The sequence below is a fragment of the Dryocola clanedunensis genome, assembly GCF_038405435.1.
GTDB classification, from domain to species: Bacteria; Pseudomonadota; Gammaproteobacteria; order Enterobacterales; family Enterobacteriaceae; genus Dryocola; species Dryocola clanedunensis_A.
In genome coordinates, this window is sequence record NZ_JBBYHZ010000001.1 from 180655 (window position 1) to 197413 (window position 16759).

14 protein-coding genes are annotated in these 16759 nt (G+C 56.2%); 4 read left to right on the forward strand and 10 right to left on the reverse strand.

The window, feature by feature from the left end:
• Positions 1–11: 11 nt before the first annotated feature.
• The 10 genes from ptrA to rppH all read right to left on the reverse strand — a co-directional run bounded on the left by ptrA (position 12) and on the right by rppH (position 13024).
• Positions 12–2897 (reverse strand): pitrilysin, encoded by a 2886-nt coding sequence (gene ptrA, locus AAE045_RS00820; RefSeq protein ID WP_455546068.1) that lies wholly within the window; start codon positions 2895–2897, stop codon positions 12–14.
• A gap of 154 nt (positions 2898–3051) precedes the next feature.
• The gene (recC, locus tag AAE045_RS00825; RefSeq protein WP_455546069.1) at positions 3052–6426 is read right to left on the reverse strand and encodes an exodeoxyribonuclease V subunit gamma; all 3375 of its coding nucleotides are present in this window, start codon (positions 6424–6426) and stop codon (positions 3052–3054) included.
• A gap of 23 nt (positions 6427–6449) precedes the next feature.
• Positions 6450–6770 carry a prepilin-type N-terminal cleavage/methylation domain-containing protein gene (locus AAE045_RS00830; RefSeq protein ID WP_455546070.1) on the reverse strand — a complete coding sequence of 107 codons (321 nt, stop codon included), beginning with the start codon at positions 6768–6770 and terminating at the stop codon, positions 6450–6452.
• Entirely contained in the window at positions 6752–7183 is a 432-nt protein-coding gene (locus AAE045_RS00835) for a YgdB family protein (protein WP_455546071.1), read from the reverse strand. The genes AAE045_RS00830 and AAE045_RS00835 overlap by 19 nt, the downstream gene beginning before the upstream one ends.
• Positions 7180–7740 carry a prepilin peptidase-dependent protein gene (locus AAE045_RS00840; protein WP_455546072.1) on the reverse strand — a complete coding sequence of 187 codons (561 nt, stop codon included), beginning with the start codon at positions 7738–7740 and terminating at the stop codon, positions 7180–7182. Before AAE045_RS00840 ends, AAE045_RS00835 begins: the two co-directional genes overlap by 4 nt.
• Positions 7731–8201 carry a prepilin peptidase-dependent protein gene (locus AAE045_RS00845; RefSeq protein ID WP_455546073.1) on the reverse strand — a complete coding sequence of 157 codons (471 nt, stop codon included), beginning with the start codon at positions 8199–8201 and terminating at the stop codon, positions 7731–7733. The genes AAE045_RS00840 and AAE045_RS00845 overlap by 10 nt, the downstream gene beginning before the upstream one ends.
• Positions 8202–8386: 185 nt before the next feature.
• On the reverse strand, positions 8387–9181 hold the full coding sequence (gene thyA / locus AAE045_RS00850; protein ID WP_455425588.1) for a thymidylate synthase: 795 nt from the start codon (positions 9179–9181) through the stop codon (positions 8387–8389).
• 6 nt (positions 9182–9187) lie between these two features.
• Positions 9188–10063: a prolipoprotein diacylglyceryl transferase gene (lgt, locus tag AAE045_RS00855; RefSeq protein ID WP_455546074.1), complete on the reverse strand. Its 876-nt coding sequence runs from the start codon at positions 10061–10063 to the stop codon at positions 9188–9190.
• Between the two features lie 171 nt (positions 10064–10234).
• On the reverse strand, positions 10235–12481 hold the full coding sequence (gene ptsP / locus AAE045_RS00860; protein WP_455546075.1) for a phosphoenolpyruvate--protein phosphotransferase: 2247 nt from the start codon (positions 12479–12481) through the stop codon (positions 10235–10237).
• A 12-nt stretch (positions 12482–12493) separates the two neighbouring features.
• Positions 12494–13024: an RNA pyrophosphohydrolase gene (rppH, locus tag AAE045_RS00865; protein ID WP_034498067.1), complete on the reverse strand. Its 531-nt coding sequence runs from the start codon at positions 13022–13024 to the stop codon at positions 12494–12496.
• A 686-nt stretch (positions 13025–13710) separates the two neighbouring features.
• Here rppH and mutH point away from each other — a divergent pair.
• The 4 genes from mutH (at position 13711) to AAE045_RS00885 (ending at position 16712) form a co-directional block, all read left to right on the forward strand.
• Positions 13711–14397 carry a DNA mismatch repair endonuclease MutH gene (gene mutH, locus AAE045_RS00870; RefSeq protein ID WP_455546076.1) on the forward strand — a complete coding sequence of 229 codons (687 nt, stop codon included), beginning with the start codon at positions 13711–13713 and terminating at the stop codon, positions 14395–14397.
• Between the two features lie 73 nt (positions 14398–14470).
• A complete protein-coding gene (locus AAE045_RS00875; RefSeq protein WP_455546077.1) occupies positions 14471–15181 on the forward strand; it encodes a TerC family protein in 711 nt (236 codons plus the stop codon).
• 127 nt (positions 15182–15308) lie between these two features.
• Positions 15309–15527 carry a YgdI/YgdR family lipoprotein gene (locus AAE045_RS00880; protein WP_202303338.1) on the forward strand — a complete coding sequence of 73 codons (219 nt, stop codon included), beginning with the start codon at positions 15309–15311 and terminating at the stop codon, positions 15525–15527.
• 144 nt (positions 15528–15671) lie between these two features.
• Positions 15672–16712, forward strand: coding sequence for an NADP(H)-dependent aldo-keto reductase (locus AAE045_RS00885; RefSeq protein ID WP_455546078.1), 1041 nt, complete (start codon positions 15672–15674; stop codon positions 16710–16712).
• The last annotated feature ends 47 nt before the right edge of the window (positions 16713–16759 follow it).

Sequence of the window (16759 nt, forward strand, 5' to 3'; positions counted from 1 at the left end):
TGTTTCTCACTTTATTTGTCGTCGACGAGCGGCAGCGTTTGCTGCAGGTTGCTGACGCCTTCCCATGTCTTCCATCCTTCTGGTGCCGCATAGCCCGCCTTGCCGCTCTGGCTGCCGGAAACCTGCGACAGCAGCGCTGCCCCCTGAGGATCAATCACCGCCTGATGGAAGAAATCGGCCAGCTTCTGTGGCGTCAGCTTCTTGATTTCGGCGACTACTTTAGCACGCGAATCAAAGGCCAGGTTTCCTCTGTCGAAATCTTTGCTCAGCTGTGAGGCTTCCTGCGACAGCGTTTGTGGCGCCTGCATGATTTCACCCACCACACCCTGCTGGATCTGGGCAAAATCTTCCGGGCTCATCGCGCGCAGCTTTTGTTCCGCCGTTGGGTAAAACGCCTTAAAGCGTTCATAAAGCTGGCCCGGCTGCTTGTCGCTGCTTTGCAGAAGGAAGCCGATGCCCCACTGGCGGCCTACGGACATCGGGAAGGCAAAGACGGCATAGCCGAGCTGCTCCTGGGTGCGCAGCTGGTTGTAGAACCAGGGCTGAATAATCTGTCCAAGCATGGTGCTGTAGGCTGTACTCACCAGCTCGTCATAGCCTTTCGGGACATAGACCGCGGCCAGGGCAGAATCCGTGCTGCTACCGGCTTTCTCGAACATGGCGAGCGTTGGTTTATCCACCAGCACGTCTTTATTGCGGCACCACTCGTTGCCTTTGGTTCCCAGCTGGCTCTGCACCTGATGCGCCAGATCCTTCGCCTGCTGCGGGGCCATATTCCCCAGCACCAGGAATTCTGGTTTGGCATTGGTTTTCAGCGCATCACGGTAATCAACGACGTCTTTCAGCGTCAGCGAAGGCAGCAGGGCCCGCCGCTCGTCGCGCTGGAAATAAGGCACCTGGGAGACCATCTGAATCGGCATTATGGCCTGATCGTAGGCCTTGCCTTTCTCCGCCGAATCCATCATCTGCGCGTACCAGGACTTCGCCTGCTCGAGCTGCTCCTGGGTCGGGGTATAGGAGAAGTAGCCCGCCAGCAGCGCTTCGAACAGCTGCGGCAGACGCTGGGTATAGCCGTTGGCATTGACCATCAGGCCGCTGTTAGCGTTAGTCGAGAAGCTAATGCCGCCTATTGCCGCCTGATTGCTCAGCTCGTCCAGCGCGATCCCCGCCAGGTAGTCGTTGATGGCAAAGAGAACCTGGTTTTTTGCACTGTCCATCGCCTGCGGGTTACGCAGCACCATGGTCACGTCCGCTTTCGGCTCGCTGGCAAAATATTTGCTCGGCATGTAGAGGACGCGCAGGCCGGGCTCTTTGACAAGCAGTTCAGGATGAGCGTAGCGCTTGTCCTGTTTGATCAGGGTAAAATCATCCGGGATGTACGGATTCAGCTCCGGCAGCGTCAGATGAATTGCCTCAGCCTTCTGCTGCCAGCTGTCGAAGGTTGGCTTACCGATTTTGTCTACCTGATAGGGCGCGTTCACAAAGTAAGCCATTTTGTTGTGCGGCTCTTTCGGGCTGATGTACCAGACGCGGGCGTTCTGCGGGGTCATCATGTCCAGACGGGCTTTTATGGCCGCCGGATCGTACTGGTCAGCAATATTGACGGCATCCAGCGTGTGCTCAACGGGCACGCGAAGCATGGTGTCCGCCAGCCACTCAACGTAGTCCATATCCCTGGTGATAGATGGATAGCGGAAGTCCAGATCCAGCACGTGGGCCAGCTCGTCAAAGTAACGTTTATCAACGCCGTTCTGGCGCAGAGTATTCAGATAGCTAAAGACGGCGGCAACGACCTCATCGCGCTTAGCGAGGCCCTTGTCGGTCAGGGAAACGGAGATGGCAAACACCCCGCTGTTACCGTTGACCAGCGGATCGGAATCGGCACGAATGCTGTCCGCCAGTCCCTGCTTCTGCAGCCAGTCGGAGAGGGTGTTATCGCTACGGTTGCCAATCAGATAGCCGATAAGCTCATCGGTTTTGCTGCGGAATTTATCGCTGTTGTTATCGATGCGAAACTCAACGCGAAGCACTTTACGAGGCAGAGCCGGAACGTAATGAATGATGATGCCTTTCTGCGCATCCGTGACCACGGGAGTGGTGATGACCGGTTTCTCAATGTTTTTATTCGGCACGCGCCCGTAAGTGTCTACAGCAATCTTCGCCAGGTCGGGCAACGGTTTGTTGCTGTAGATAACGGCTTTCATCAGGTTCGCCGAATAGTATTTGTCACGGAAGGCGATCAGCGAGTCCAGCAGCTTGCTGCCGGGTTTATCGCGCAGGGTTTCCAGATTACCACCTGAAAAACGCGAGCCAGGGTGCGCCGGGTTCAACGTTTCCGCGCCGACCTGGGCCATACGCATACCGTCACGGGACCGCGCGAGCGTCAGCTCTGCGTTAACGGCATTGCGTTCGCGGTCCGCATATTCCGGGGAAAGATTCGGTTCGGCTATAGCATCGGCAAGGCGGTCAACGGCTCCCGTCAGGGCGTCGTTCTCGACTTCCATATAATAGGCGGTGCGGTAGGTCGCGGTGCTGGCGTTGTGGCTACCACCGTGCTTTTTGAGGAATTCTGACAGGCTGTCCGGCTCCGGGTATTTCTTAGAGCCCATCAGCGACATATGCTCGAGATAGTGAGCCAGCCCAAGATGCGCATCCGGATCTTCCAGCGACCCCACAGGGACCACCAGCGCGGACAACGACTTCACCGCCTGCGGATCCGAGACCAGCAGTACGGTCATATCGTTATCAAGACGGATAGCCTGATACTGGCGGTTGTCTTTATCGCTTTTGCGAATGGTTTCCTGAATAGGGTGCCAACCCGTGTCTGCCTGACTTAATGGTGCCCAAAGAGCAACGAACAAGAAAAGCGGTGTAAACCAGGTGCTGCATTTAGGCATTCACGAACCTCTTTATCACGAAACTTCCTAACTCACTCATCATTAACAACTTTCCAATTAATTCGCTATCGTAGTTGTTACTTTTTTCGCCAGCCCTGAGCAAGATGCGCATCATAGAGTAACTTGCCGGACTGTGCAATTTTTATACAGTGCTTTATGGCTGGTTAAAGCGGAACAGCGGCAGCAGGTATCGCTCGGCTTCATGAATAACCGCCTCGTAATAGTCGTTATCCAGCGTGCGGTACAGGCGCTGGAGCCAGACATCTGCACCTTCACCTTCGACCATCTGATTACCTTCCCAGGCCGCCAGCAGCTTAGCTCTGGCTTTCTGCTGCGTCTGCTCATCCCATAAAATGGCATCATTTGCCTGGTCATAACAGGCTTTTATCCACGCCCCCCCACTATTTGGGAGTAACAGAAGCGGCTGGCTTAAACCTTCCAGATAACCTTCAATAAGCTGCTGTAAATATGTCCGCGCCTGTTCAGGGTCCATCGGCGGGAAAACCCATGCCGAATTTTTACGACCATAAACCCGACTGCTTCCCTGGCCGCCTGACGCGCACCAGACAATGTGCTCGACCCAGAGCTGCATACCGTGGGCTACGTTCAATACGGAAGGCCGCCAGCGCAGCAGGCCGTCAGGCTGAACATCCGACAGCCACCCTACCAGCCTGGTTCCCGCGATCGTTATATCAACCTCTACGCTTGCGCTATTTTGTCGCTCAGCGCTCACTTTTGTGGCCAGCTCTACCATTTCCGTTAACTGTTTTTCCCAGACTATTTCACCAAACGCGCCGTAGGGCAGCGCGCCTGCGGCACGGTAGCGGCGGAACAGAAGCTGCGGATCGCCTCCCTGCACAAGAGTATTGAGCAGCTGTTGGTTCATCTGAAAACGTTCAAGGCTGTCGAGGGTGAAGGGCTCGGCGTCCGGCAGCTCGCTGTCCTCAAGCCAGAAGTTAATCCCCAGCCGCATCTGGAAGAAGGCCCGCACAGGATGACGCCAGAAGCGCAGGAGCTGCTCCAGCGTAATGTCTTCGGGCACCTTGTGCTGTAGCGCCTGGATAAAGGGCGCATGGGCTTCGCCCTGCTCGCCAGCGGCGGGCAGCCACTCGCTGGCATAGCTTTGCTCAAGGCTTGTCGGCAGGAAGTTGTTGGCGTCAAAAGGCGTACGGCTGTGCTGATAGATGAGGTGGGCTTTTACCGCCTCTCCGCTTTCGTCGCAGGTTCGCGCGCAGTCGTCCGGCAGACAGTGGCTTTGCGCGATGTAATCAAGAAGCTCTTCCACCAGGACGGACGGATAACGGCGGCTGTTATCCTGAATAGACCGGCCAATATAGCTGATATACAGGCACTGCTGCGCCGAGTTCAGCGCTTCCAGGAACAGATAGCGGTCGTCGTCGCGGCGGCTTCGGTCACCGCGCTGGGGTTTCTGACTCATCAGATCGAAGCCCAGCGGCGCAAGGGTCCTTGGATAAACGCCGTCGTTCATGCCCAGCAGGCAAACCACTTTAAAGGGAATAGAGCGCATTGGCATCAGGGTACAGAAGTTAACCGGGCCAGCCAGGAACCGCTGGCTGATGCGCTCCTGATCGAGGCGCTGTGCCAGCTCGTCATGCAATAAGGTAAGCGGTACCGCCTGCTGGTAACGGGCATCCAGGCCGTGTTTGATCATCTCCTGCCACTGCTTCTCGATGAGCGCCAGCGCCGCTTCGGTATCCCGATCCGGCAGGAAGAAGCAGTCGAGCATTTCGCGACAGACCGGCACCCACTCCGCCAGCGTTCTGGGGGAAGAAAGAGCCTGACGCCAGCGGCTTAGCTGCATTAATAGTTCAGCAAGCTGGCCGACAAGTTCGGCTATCAGGCCGCTGGACTCGTCGTAGGGGAGCACCGACTGCCACTCCCCCGCCTTGCTGTCCATGGCGTAGCCCAGCAGCATCCTCGTTAAGCCAAAGCGCCAGGTGTGCTGCCCGGTGGCGGGAAGATCGAATTCCCGCACGTTGTCGTCATCAATCCCCCAGCGCACCCCGGATTCGTTTACCCACAGGCGCAGATAGCGCAGGCCCTCTTCACTGATGGCAAATCGCGCCGCAAGGGCAGGCACCTCAAGCAAAGCCAGAACGTCTTCTGCCATAAACCGGCTGTCCGGTAGTGAAAGCAGATCGATAAAAGCCTGTAATGCCGGATGAGCCTGGCTTGCCCGTCGATCGGATATCGCGAACGGCAGCCAGCGGTCCGGGGCAGCATTACCGAAAACAGCCTGAATAAACGGGCTATAGCTGTCAATGTCCGCCACCATCACGATGATGTCTCGCGGAGTGAGATCGGGATCGGCATCCAGCATCGCCAGCAGCTGGTCATGCAGCACTTCCACTTCCCGCTGCGGGCTGTGGCACTCGTGGAAGGTCATGGAACGATCGTCTGGATCCAGCCTTCGTTTACCGTGGCTCTGCAGATAATCTTCTTCCGTCAGCCCGGCCACCGCGTTGTTTTGCAGTTCCAGAAGATCGTACTGCAGGCTGTGCAGCAGGTTATCCGGCTCGATGTCGACGAACACATCAATCTCTTCGAACTGCTCAAGCTCCGCCAGCAGGAAGGTGTAATCGCGTCCCAGTTTGCCCCACGAGGCCAGCATCGGGTTGCCAACGTCCTGCTCGCCGTCATCGTTAAACAGCGTGGATGCAGACTGGTTATCCTTAAATAACGGCAGAGAGTCCCCCGCCTGGTAGTGGCTGCGGCGACGACGGCTAATCAGCCTGGCCAGATAAGCGGGATCTTTAATATCACCCCAGTAGTAGCGGCAGGGGTTGGTAAACAACAGATGCACGTCAATATGCTTGCCCAGCGCCTGCAGCGCCTGCAAATAGACTGGCGGAAGGGCTGAGATGCCGCAGATAAAGACCCGTGGCGGCAGGCCCGCCGGGCATTCATCGCTGTTTTCAAGCTGGTGGATAAAACGCTGGTAGAGGTTTGCGCGGTGCCATTCCGGCTGCTCAAGCTCACGGGTGTGCTGTACCAGAGCCGCCCACAGCGGCGCCTGCCAGAGCTGGGCCTCTCCGGCGTTATCCACCCGTTCGCCCTTTTCCCATGTGCTTAACCAGCCCGGGCGGTAAACCAGATACTGGTCATAGAGATCGGCAATACGCGAAGCCAGCTGGAACAGCTTCCTGCCGTTGTCGTCTTCGCTGAGGTAATTCTGCAGCAGGGCGAATTCGGGCCTGTCCAGCATACCGGGAATGAGCTTCATCAGCTTCCAGCTCATGCTTTGTTTATTGAATGCGCTCTCTTCCGGAATAGCGGGCAGCACACGAACAAACATGTCCCAGATGAAGCTCGCCGGCAGCGGGAATTCTATGTTGGCGGCAATACCAAACTTTTGCGCCAGCGTCATTTGCAGCCATTGCGCCATACCGGTGCTCTGTACCAGAACCACTTCCGGCTGGAACGGATCGGGTAAAGGCTGTCCTTCCACGATGTATTCCATCAGCGTTTCCAGAACATCGAGGCGGTTGGAATGGTAAACACGCAACATAAAATCGCTACTCCTGACTTTTCCTATGGGCAGTGCAGCCGGGAAAGCTGCCCGCTGCGGCCCGACGGGCTGGTAATGTTGACGGCGATGCTGACACATCCTGCTGCCGTTGTCTGCTGCCGGATGACTTTCCACTCCTCTGGCGCCTGCGGGCTTTGGGGCTCGGTCAGCTCCACCGCGAGTCGCCAGAGCTGACGAAACTGCCACTGCGCCTGAAATCCTTGCAGCAGGACCCGGTGGTAACCGAGCAGCACGGTCATCACCACGGCAAAGAGCGCAAGCGAGCACAGTACTTCCGGCAGGCTAAAGCCTTGTTGTTTGCTCTTTAATCTGGCAACAGACATGCGTCCACCTCCGGCAAAGGACAAAAATCCGCCCAGCCGTGCGGGGCCGCTGCCCATCGGCCACTGCTCAGGGTCCCCCAGCGCCAGAGGGTAACCGGGGCGCTCTCCTTCGGGTAAACGCCCTGCGCTGCCATAATCCCTTTTCCATCTTCTGTTATCCTCAGGCAGGCGCGCCAGCCTGTTGTCTGCTGCTGACACTGCCAGTGTTTTTTACCCTGCCAGCTCTGCTGCCCTCCCCACGCCATTGCAGACGTCGCGGCGGCATACTCTTTCAAATATCTCACCTCCCCGGCTACAGCCGTGCGCTGCCCATGCAGCTGTTGCTGCAGACCATTAAGTATCAGCATACCTAAGGAAAAAAGCAGCAGCACGAATGCCAGCGAACTGCTGCCCTGCTGATGATGACGATTCATTGGTTGTACCCCACAACACGGTGTTGCACAGTGACAATCCGGCGGCTCTTCTTATGAAAAGCACTCAGATTGATTTCCAGTAACGGCGGCATATTGCGCCGACCCAGGCGGCTAACGGTAAAGCTTCGGATAGCCATCAGAGTCGGATCAGAAATTTTTTGCCAGCCGCCGCCTTCGCACTGCGTCGCTCCTTTTAAGGTTTCCAGGCTACCGTCCCGCAGCCGGAACCCCGTTGCCTCAGCGTCCTGGTGCCCCACAGGCTCCCACAGGCCATTGCTGTTGGTATCCCAGCGGGTGATGACGCATTGCCCACCGTTGTTTATCGCAAGTCCTGCCCCTGCACATTGCCCGTTGCAGTAGCCAGCGCGGCGAAGATGCTTGCCGATACCGAAGGCCAGCTGCCAGAGTGACTCCTGCAACGCTTCCTGCTGATACAGCCCCAGCACACCACGCTGTAAAGCGGGGAACAGCCTTCCCGCGCCGACCAGGACCGCACTGCTTAACGCGAGGGCGATTAGCGTTTCCAGCAGCGTGAAACCATGCTGTTTTACAGGCATCTTGTGGCCTCATCCGTAGTGCAGATCCGAATACGTCCCCATGCCGAGACGATGACCTGCCACGTACCGGCAGGGCTGCTAAGGGTGATATGCCCTGGCCAGGCCGTATTACGAAGCCCGTAAAAACCGAGTCCGGCGGTCATTTCCGCGATACGGACATCGGCAAATGGCTGCCTGAGCTGCCATTGTCCGGAGCTCCCGCATCCAGTTTGCGGCCCGGCGAGACCCAGACACCAGCCCGCTCCCGTCTGGCTCAACGCCAGCAGCCGATCCTGGTTATGCCAGCTGGCGTCACTGCGCAGCCGCTCAAGCAGGTTTCGTACCTGTTGAACCGTTATCCATAGCCGCTGTTGCTGCTGCCATTGCTGCCAGCCGTACAGCCCTCCCGCGCTTAATGCCACAACGATGGTCATCACGATCAGCACTTCAACCAGGCTAAAACCATTTTGCTTTTTGTTCATGCGGGGAGTTTGCCGTCGCCTGAAAAAGCTCGCCAGCGTTAAGGTGGATTTCGTCGAGGGATGCCGAAAGAAATATGCGGTTTTGCAGGGCGTTGCAGAAGGTCTGGAAGGAGCCTCGAAGGATTAAACCGAGAGCAAAAAAAAACCGGCGCACTAAGGCGCCGGTTGTGTCAGTCTGCCGTCACCTAAATGGCGACAGGGGCTTTTATCGCCGGATGCGGATCGTAGCCTTCGATGTCGAAGTCTTCGAAACGGTAGTCAAACAGGGATTCAGGCTTACGCTTGATCACGAGCTTCGGCAACGGACGCGGTTCGCGGGTCAGCTGCAGAGCAGTCTGCTCCAGGTGGTTGCTGTACAGGTGGGTATCGCCCCCCGTCCAGACAAAGTCACCCACTTCCAGGTCACACTGCTGCGCCATCATGTGTACCAGCAGCGCATAGCTGGCGATGTTAAACGGCAGGCCAAGGAAGATATCGCAGGAGCGCTGGTAGAGCTGGCAGGAGAGCTTGCCGTCCGCCACGTAAAACTGGAAGAAGGCATGGCAAGGCGCCAGCGCCATTTTATCCAGTTCGCCAACGTTCCAGGCTGAAACGATGATACGGCGGGAGTCCGGGTCGTTTTTCAGCTGGTTCAGCACGGTGGTGAGCTGGTCGACGTGGCGGCCATCAGGCGTGGCCCATGAGCGCCACTGTTTACCATAAACCGGGCCGAGATCGCCGTTCTCATCTGCCCATTCGTCCCAGATCGAGACGTTATTTTCATGCAGATAAGCAACGTTGGTGTCGCCTTTTAAGAACCACAGCAGTTCATGGATGATGGAGCGCAAATGACAACGTTTAGTGGTGACCAGCGGAAAACCTTCCTGCAGGTTAAAACGCATCTGATGCCCGAAAATCGACAGCGTGCCGGTGCCGGTGCGGTCATTTTTAGGGGTGCCTTCTTCAAGCACTTTTTTCATCAAATCAAGATACTGTTGCATGTTTCCTCACGAAAGCTGCTGCTGTGGGCGACGACGGTAGGCCCAGACCATCATGATAACACCGGCCACGATCATCGGAATCGAGAGGATCTGCCCCATGCTGATGTACTGTACCCACTCCCCGGTAAACTGGGCATCCGGCTGGCGGAAGAACTCAACGATGATACGGAACGCGCCGTAGCCGATGAGGAACAGGCCAGAAACCGCGCCCATTGGCCGTGGCTTACGGATGTACAGATTCAGGATGATAAACAGAACGATACCTTCCAGCGCCAGTTCATACAGCTGGGAAGGATGGCGCGGCAGGACACCGTAGGTATTGAACAGCGACTGCCATTCCGGGTGCGTAGCCAGCAGGCCAATATCTTCGCCGCGAGAGCCAGGGAAAAGCATTGCCCAGCGGAAGTTCGGGTCGACCCGGCCCCACAGTTCGCCGTTGATAAAGTTGCCAAGGCGCCCTGCACCCAAACCAAACGGGATCAGCGGCGCAATAAAATCAGAGACCTGGAAGAAGCTGCGCTTCGTGCGGCGCGCAAACCAGATCATCACGCAGATCACCCCGACCAGACCACCGTGGAACGACATGCCGCCATCCCAGACTTTAAACAGGTAAAGCGGGTCGGCCATAAAGAGTGGCAGGTTGTAGAAGAAGACATAGCCCAGACGGCCACCGAGGAATACGCCCAGGAAGCCTGCGTAGAGCAGGTTTTCAACTTCGTTTTTGGTCCAGCCGCTGCCTGGTTTATTGGCGCGGCGTCCGGCAAGCCACATGGCAAACACGAACCCAACCAGGTACATCATCCCGTACCAGTGCAGGGAAACCGGCCCGACGGAGAAAATCACCGGGTCAAATTCAGGGAAATGCAGATAGCCACTATTCATCTGTCACCACAAGCCTTTGTTACCCCACCGAAAAACACGGCAGGTTGCAAATACGCACCCGGGCGGGCGCGCTCCGAAAGCCGCGAATCATAGCACAAAGGGAGGTCTGATTAAGTTCGCGAAGTTGTAAAAGATATGTAATACCGCAGGGAAAACGGTGCTGCAGGCGCTCTAGCGCCCGCCGCGAATTAAACCGCCCATGCCGCGCCGTTCCATAAACGAGGCGACCTGGTGGCGCACTTCCGTTGCCAGCTGCGCTTCAAGGCTGCGCTCCGCCAGCATTTGCGCTTCTTCAAGACTGATATGGCGAAGAAGGTATTTAACACGCGCAACCGAGCGTCCGTTCATGGAGAGATGCCGATACCCCATGCCCACCAGCAGCACCACGCACATAGGGTCACCGGCCATTTCACCGCACAGGCACAGATCGATGTCGTATCTTTCTGCTTCGCTGGCGATCATCCGCAGCGCCCTTAACATCGCCGGGTGCAGGCTGTCGTACAGGCTGGCGACACGGGTGTTGTTGCGGTCGACGGCGAGGAGATACTGCGTCAGGTCATTGGTGCCGACGGAGATAAAATCGACCCGGCTGGCAAGCTGTCCGAGCATAAAGACCATGGACGGGACTTCGACCATCACGCCGATACGAGGTTTTGGCAGCGGATAGCCCAGCACCTCTTCCACCTCGCGCCCGGCACGGTCGATCAGGCGTCTTGCTTCATCGACCTCATCCAGGCTGGTGATCATCGGCAGCAGAATGCTTAAGTTACCGGTCGCGGCGTTAGCGCGCAGCATGGCGCGAACCTGCACCAGGAAGATTTCCGGCTGGTCGAGCGTAATGCGAATACCGCGCCAGCCCAGACACGGGTTCTCTTCGCTGATCGGCATGTACGGCAGCTGTTTGTCCGCGCCCACGTCCAGCGTACGCAGCGTGACGGGCTTTTCGTTGAACATCTGCAGCATGCCCTGATACTGAGCGACCTGCTCCTCTTCCGAAGGGAAGCCGCTTTGCAGCATGAAAGGGATTTCAGTGCGATAAAGCCCGATACCGTCGATGCGGCTGCCGAGCTTTTCTTCGTGTTCCGGGCTCAGTCCGGCGTTGAGCATGACCTGCACCCGCTCGCCGCTTTTCAGCGCAGCAGGAAGATCCACATCGTCTTCTGCAATGCGGCTCAGCTCATTTTCTTCGCTGATAAGCCGCTGGTATTCCTGCAGCAGGATCGGCTCAGGATCGACCAGGATTTCGCCGCGATAGCCATCCACCACCAGCGTGCGGCGGTGCAGCACCGAGGGCTGAATATCCGCCCCCATGACAGTAGGAATACCCAGCGCACGAACCATAATGGCGGCGTGGGAGTTTGCGGCACCGTCACGCACCACAACGCCGACCAGACGGTTTTGCGGCAGTTCGGCAAGGGTGGCGGCGGAAAGTTCGTCGGCAACCAGGATAAAGCGTTCCGGCCAGGTATTTGGCCCCTGGATGGTGTCATCGAGGTGGAACAGCAGCCGCTGGCCGAGCGTGCGTAAATCACCCGCCCGCTCTTTAAGGTAGCTGTCGCTCAGGCTGGCAAACTGTTCAGCAAATTTCTCAACGACCTTTTTAACCGCCCATTCTGCCACGGAGCCTTTATCGACTTCGCCGTATAGCTCGCGGCGCAGCCGGGCATCGGTCAACAGGTGGGAGTAAAGGTCAAAAATGGCGGCGGTTTCTTTCTGCGCGCCTGCCGCAAAGCGTTTACTGTAGCGGCGGAATTCGTTCGATGCCTCTTCAAGTGCGGCGGTCAGTCGCTCGCGCTCAAGGGTGGTGTCGAGGGTGGAAGCTTCGGAAACCTGCTCCATCAGCGGCAGCGTGGAGTCCATCCAGCCTTCGGCGACCGCCACGCCCGGTGAGGCGGGAAGCGCACGAATACGCGTCTGGCGGTATTGCCCGAAGAGCGCGGCAAGCTGTGACTGGGAGAGAATGGCTGCCATCTGTGTGGCGAGCGTAACGAGGAAGGACTCCTCGCTTTCATCGTACTGACGGTGTTCACGCTGCTGAACAACAAGCACGCCGAGCAGCTGACGGCGCTGAATGATCGGCACGCCCAGGAAGGCTCGAAAACGCTCTTCTTTCACCGCGGGCACGTATTTAAAGCTCGGGTGTTTCTGGGCATCCGCAAGGTTGATAGGTTCGGCAAGACGCCCGACCAGGCCTACGATGCCTTCATCAAATGCGAGGGTAATGGTGCGCCCACGGGGCTTTTTCAGCCCCTTCGTTGCCATCAGATAGAAGCAGCGACGGTCATGATCCGCGAGATAAACCGAGCATACCTCGGTGTCCATCGCAAGGCAGATATCTGTCACCAGGATATCCAGCGCCTCATTGAGGCGCGGGGCGCTGGCAACCTTTTCGACTATTTCTCGCAAACGGGTGAGCATTTTCTGCGTGACTTAACCTCTTTTACGTCGCCATGCGGGCGCGTTATTGCGTGGTGGCGTAACTTCCTGCAGCGGCATAACGACACTGGCAAACTCTTTCATCACCCGCCGATAAACATCACGCTTAAAGGAGACAACCTGACGCACGGGATACCAGTAACTTACCCAACGCCAGCCGTCGAACTCCGGGGTGCTGCTGGTTTGCATATTGATGTCGTTATCAGAGCTTATCAGCTGCAAAAGGAACCATTTTTGTTTCTGGCCGATACATACCGGCTTTGTGTCCCAACGCACCAAACGTTTCGGTAACTTGTAACGCAGCCAGTTGCGGGTCGAGGCGAGAATGCGCACATCTTTGCGCTGCAGCCCCACTTCCTCAAAGAGCTCGCGGTACATTGCCTGCTCAGGAGATTCGCCAGGATTGATGCCACCCTGCGGAAACTGCCAGGAGTGCTGGCCGAAACGTCTGGCCCACATCACCTGCCCTTGCCGATTACAAATTACGATACCAACATTCGGGCGGTAGCCATCATCATCGATCACCGGACTACCTCAAATAAAACCTGGATTGCAGCGATTGTTTCATACAAGCCTCAGGCGGTAAACCACTCTTAACAGGCAACCTTGACGAATAACATTTGAATAACTCACAAATTTAACCAGAGTTATAAACAGAAGGGGTAATTCCCTCGCGCTTTTATTCACTTTTTCTGTGGATATCACTGTGAAAAACTGTCGGATACTCTCGGGACAACTTTAGATAACTCAAAATAAGAGCATTCCCAGCGCCTAAAATAACGCTTATATTTCATATTACTACACCGTAAAATGCTGTTCATAACTTTCATAACGTGATCGGCATCACATGCGAAGATCGCACATTGTCGAAAGATCGAGCAACGACGTTTTTATCCACAGATTGTGCAAACAACTTGGTCACATATCGCTGAAAAAATGTGTTTTACCCCTCCGTCAAGGCTGTAAATAGAACCAGTAGTGACGGTTTTTACCAGTTATCCCATTTTTCTGTGGATAACCCGGTGTAAGATCCTGTTCATTGTCAGTGACCAGAATTGGAAAAGATTTTATCTGCGGATTTAATATGCGAGGAAACGCACAAAAAGTCATTATAAATCATGAAATTGATATTCCCCCTCGCGACACGCTAAACTATTTCCACATTGTGGGTAAACCACGGCTATTTTTTAACCACCTGGCACTCATCCGTTATGCATTCGATCAAACCCCTGCTTCAGCCGCCGCCGGACGAACAGATTTTGCTTGCTCAGGCGCAGAATCTGGCGGGCTATTCCCTTGGGGAGCTGGCCGCCATCGCGGGTCTTCCCGTGCCACCCGATCTAAAACGAGATAAGGGCTGGATTGGCATTTTGCTGGAGCTGTGGCTGGGCGCCAGCGCAGGCAGCAAGCCGGAACAGGATTTTGCCGCGCTGGGAATAGAGCTGAAAACGATCCCGATAGATAGTCTGGGTCGCCCGCTGGAGACAACCTTCGTCTGCGTCGCTCCGCTCACCGGGAACACGGGCGTAGTCTGGGAAACCAGCCACGTGCGCCACAAGCTCAGGCGCGTGCTGTGGATCCCCGTTGAAGGCGAGCGGCAAATTCCCCTGGCGGATCGTCGGGTCGGCTCACCGCTGCTGTGGGAGCCGTCGCCAGAAGAGGAGCAGCAACTAAGGCTCGACTGGGAAGAGCTGATGGATTTGATCGTGCTGGGTCAGGTTGAGCGAATCACCGCTCGCCACGGCGAAGTGCTGCAGCTGCGCCCGAAAGCCGCTAACAGCAAAGCGCTCACCGAAGCTATTGGCGCTGACGGCAGCCGCATCCTCACGCTGCCGCGTGGGTTTTATCTAAAAAAGAACTTCACCGCAGCCCTGCTGGCGCGCCATTTCCACGTCTGAGCGCAATTTTCTTGTACTCCCTTTCCGGCTGGCGTTTATAATTGCGTTTTCTTTTTTTGGCAGGACCTTTTAGATGTTTGCATGGATATCCGACCCCAATGCGTGGATGGCGTTAGGTACGCTAACGATTCTGGAAATCGTTTTGGGCATCGACAACATTATTTTCCTCTCTCTGGTTGTTGCAAAGCTGCCGAAAGCCCAGCAGCAGAAAGCTCGTCGACTGGGCCTGGGCGCCGCCATGATTATGCGTCTGGCGCTGCTGGCCTCAATCGCGTGGGTGATTCGCTTAACCACACCGCTGTTCACCGTGATGGGCAACGAGATTTCCGCAAGGGATCTGATTCTGCTGTTAGGGGGGCTGTTCCTTATCTGGAAGGCGAGCAAAGAGATCCACGAATCCATCGAAGGTGAAGAAGAAGGGATAAAAACTAACGTTCACTCCTTCTTCGGTGCCATCGTGCAGATTATGCTGCTGGATATCATTTTCAGCCTCGATTCGGTGATTACCGCCGTCGGCCTTTCTGACCATCTGTTTATCATGATGGCGGCGGTGATTATTGCCGTTGGGGTGATGATGTTCGCCGCCCGCGCAATCGGCGATTTTGTGGACAGGCACCCGTCGGTGAAAATGCTGGCGCTGGCCTTCCTGCTGCTGGTGGGCTTCACGCTGATCCTCGAAAGCTTCGACGTGCACGTACCGAAAGGCTACATCTACTTCGCGATGTTCTTCTCCATTGCGGTAGAAAGCCTGAACCTCATCCGCAACAAAAAGAATCCTCTCTGATCCGCTCAGGGGAAGGCTTACACGCTTTCCCCTGATTTATTTTAAGAATTTCCTGCTTATCCTCTAGCCTTTATCAGAGTATTACTAAACTATGTATGTCATTCCATTCCTGACGAGGCGAATAACGATGAAAAAATGGGCAGTTGTAATTTCCGCTGTGGGTCTGGCTTTTGCCGTTTCCGGCTGCAGCAGCGACTATGTCATGGCGACCAAAGATGGCCGCATGATCCTGACCGACGGTAAACCGAAGGTCGACGACGAAACCGGTCTGGTGAGCTATCGCGACAACGAAGGCAACGAGATGCAAATCAACCGCGACGACGTGTCACAGATCATTGAACGCTAGCACCTGAGGGTCAGCGCCCCGCTGACCTGAATACTTTTCTTAACGCCCCCCTTTCGCTTTTGCTTCCCCTCTGCCATGTTAATAGTCCGTTTTTTATCGGGCTTCTGCCTGATGTGGTCTGTTATAAGAATAAGGAAGCCGGCAATGCACTATCATCGTATCCCCCATAGCTCGCTCGAAATCAGCACCCTCGGGCTGGGAACCATGACATTTGGTGAACAAAACAGTGAAGCCGATGCCCACGCCCAGCTCGATTACGCCATAAGCCAGGGCGTTAACCTGATTGACGTCGCAGAGATGTATCCCGTGCCGCCGCGTCCGGAAACCCAGGGTTTAACTGAAACCTACGTGGGTAACTGGCTTAAGAAAAGCGGCCATCGCGACAAACTGATCGTCGCCTCCAAAGTTAGCGGCCCGACTCGTAATAACGACGCCGGTATCCGCCCGAATCAAAATCTTGACCGCAAAAATATCCGCGACGCGCTGGATGCCAGCCTGAAGCGTCTGCAAACCGACTATCTCGACCTGTATCAGGTGCACTGGCCGCAGCGCGCGACCAACTGCTTCGGCAAGCTGGGCTACAGCTGGACCGATAACGCGGTGCCGGTGACGCTTCTGGAAACGCTGGAGGCGCTGGCAGAACATCAGCGCGCCGGGAAAATCCGCTATATCGGCGTGTCCAACGAAACGCCGTGGGGCGTGATGCGCTATCTTCAGCTGGCAGAAAAGCATGACCTGCCACGCATCGTGACAATCCAGAATCCGTACAGCCTGGTTAACCGCAGCTTTGAAGTGGGGCTGGCAGAGATTACCCAGCGCGAAGGCGTTGAGCTGCTCGCCTATTCCTGCCTGGCGTTCGGGACGTTAACGGGGAAATACCTGAACGGCGCTAAACCAGCCGGCGCGCGTAATACCCTGTTCAGCCGCTTTACGCGCTACAGCGGCGAGCAAACCAACCTGGCAGTGGCCGCCTATGTGGATATCGCGAAACGCCACAAACTTGATCCGGCCCAGATGGCGCTGGCGTTCGTTCGCCGCCAGCCGTTCGTTGCCAGCACTCTGCTGGGGGCAACCACCATGGAACAGCTGAAAACCAACCTTGAGAGCCTGCATCTGGAACTGAGCGAGGATGTGCTTGAGGAGATTGAAGCGGTGAACCGGGTGTATACCTACCCGGCGCCTTAATATTCAGATGAAGTAAAAGCGGATGACGCTGCGCTGCTACGCGGCCA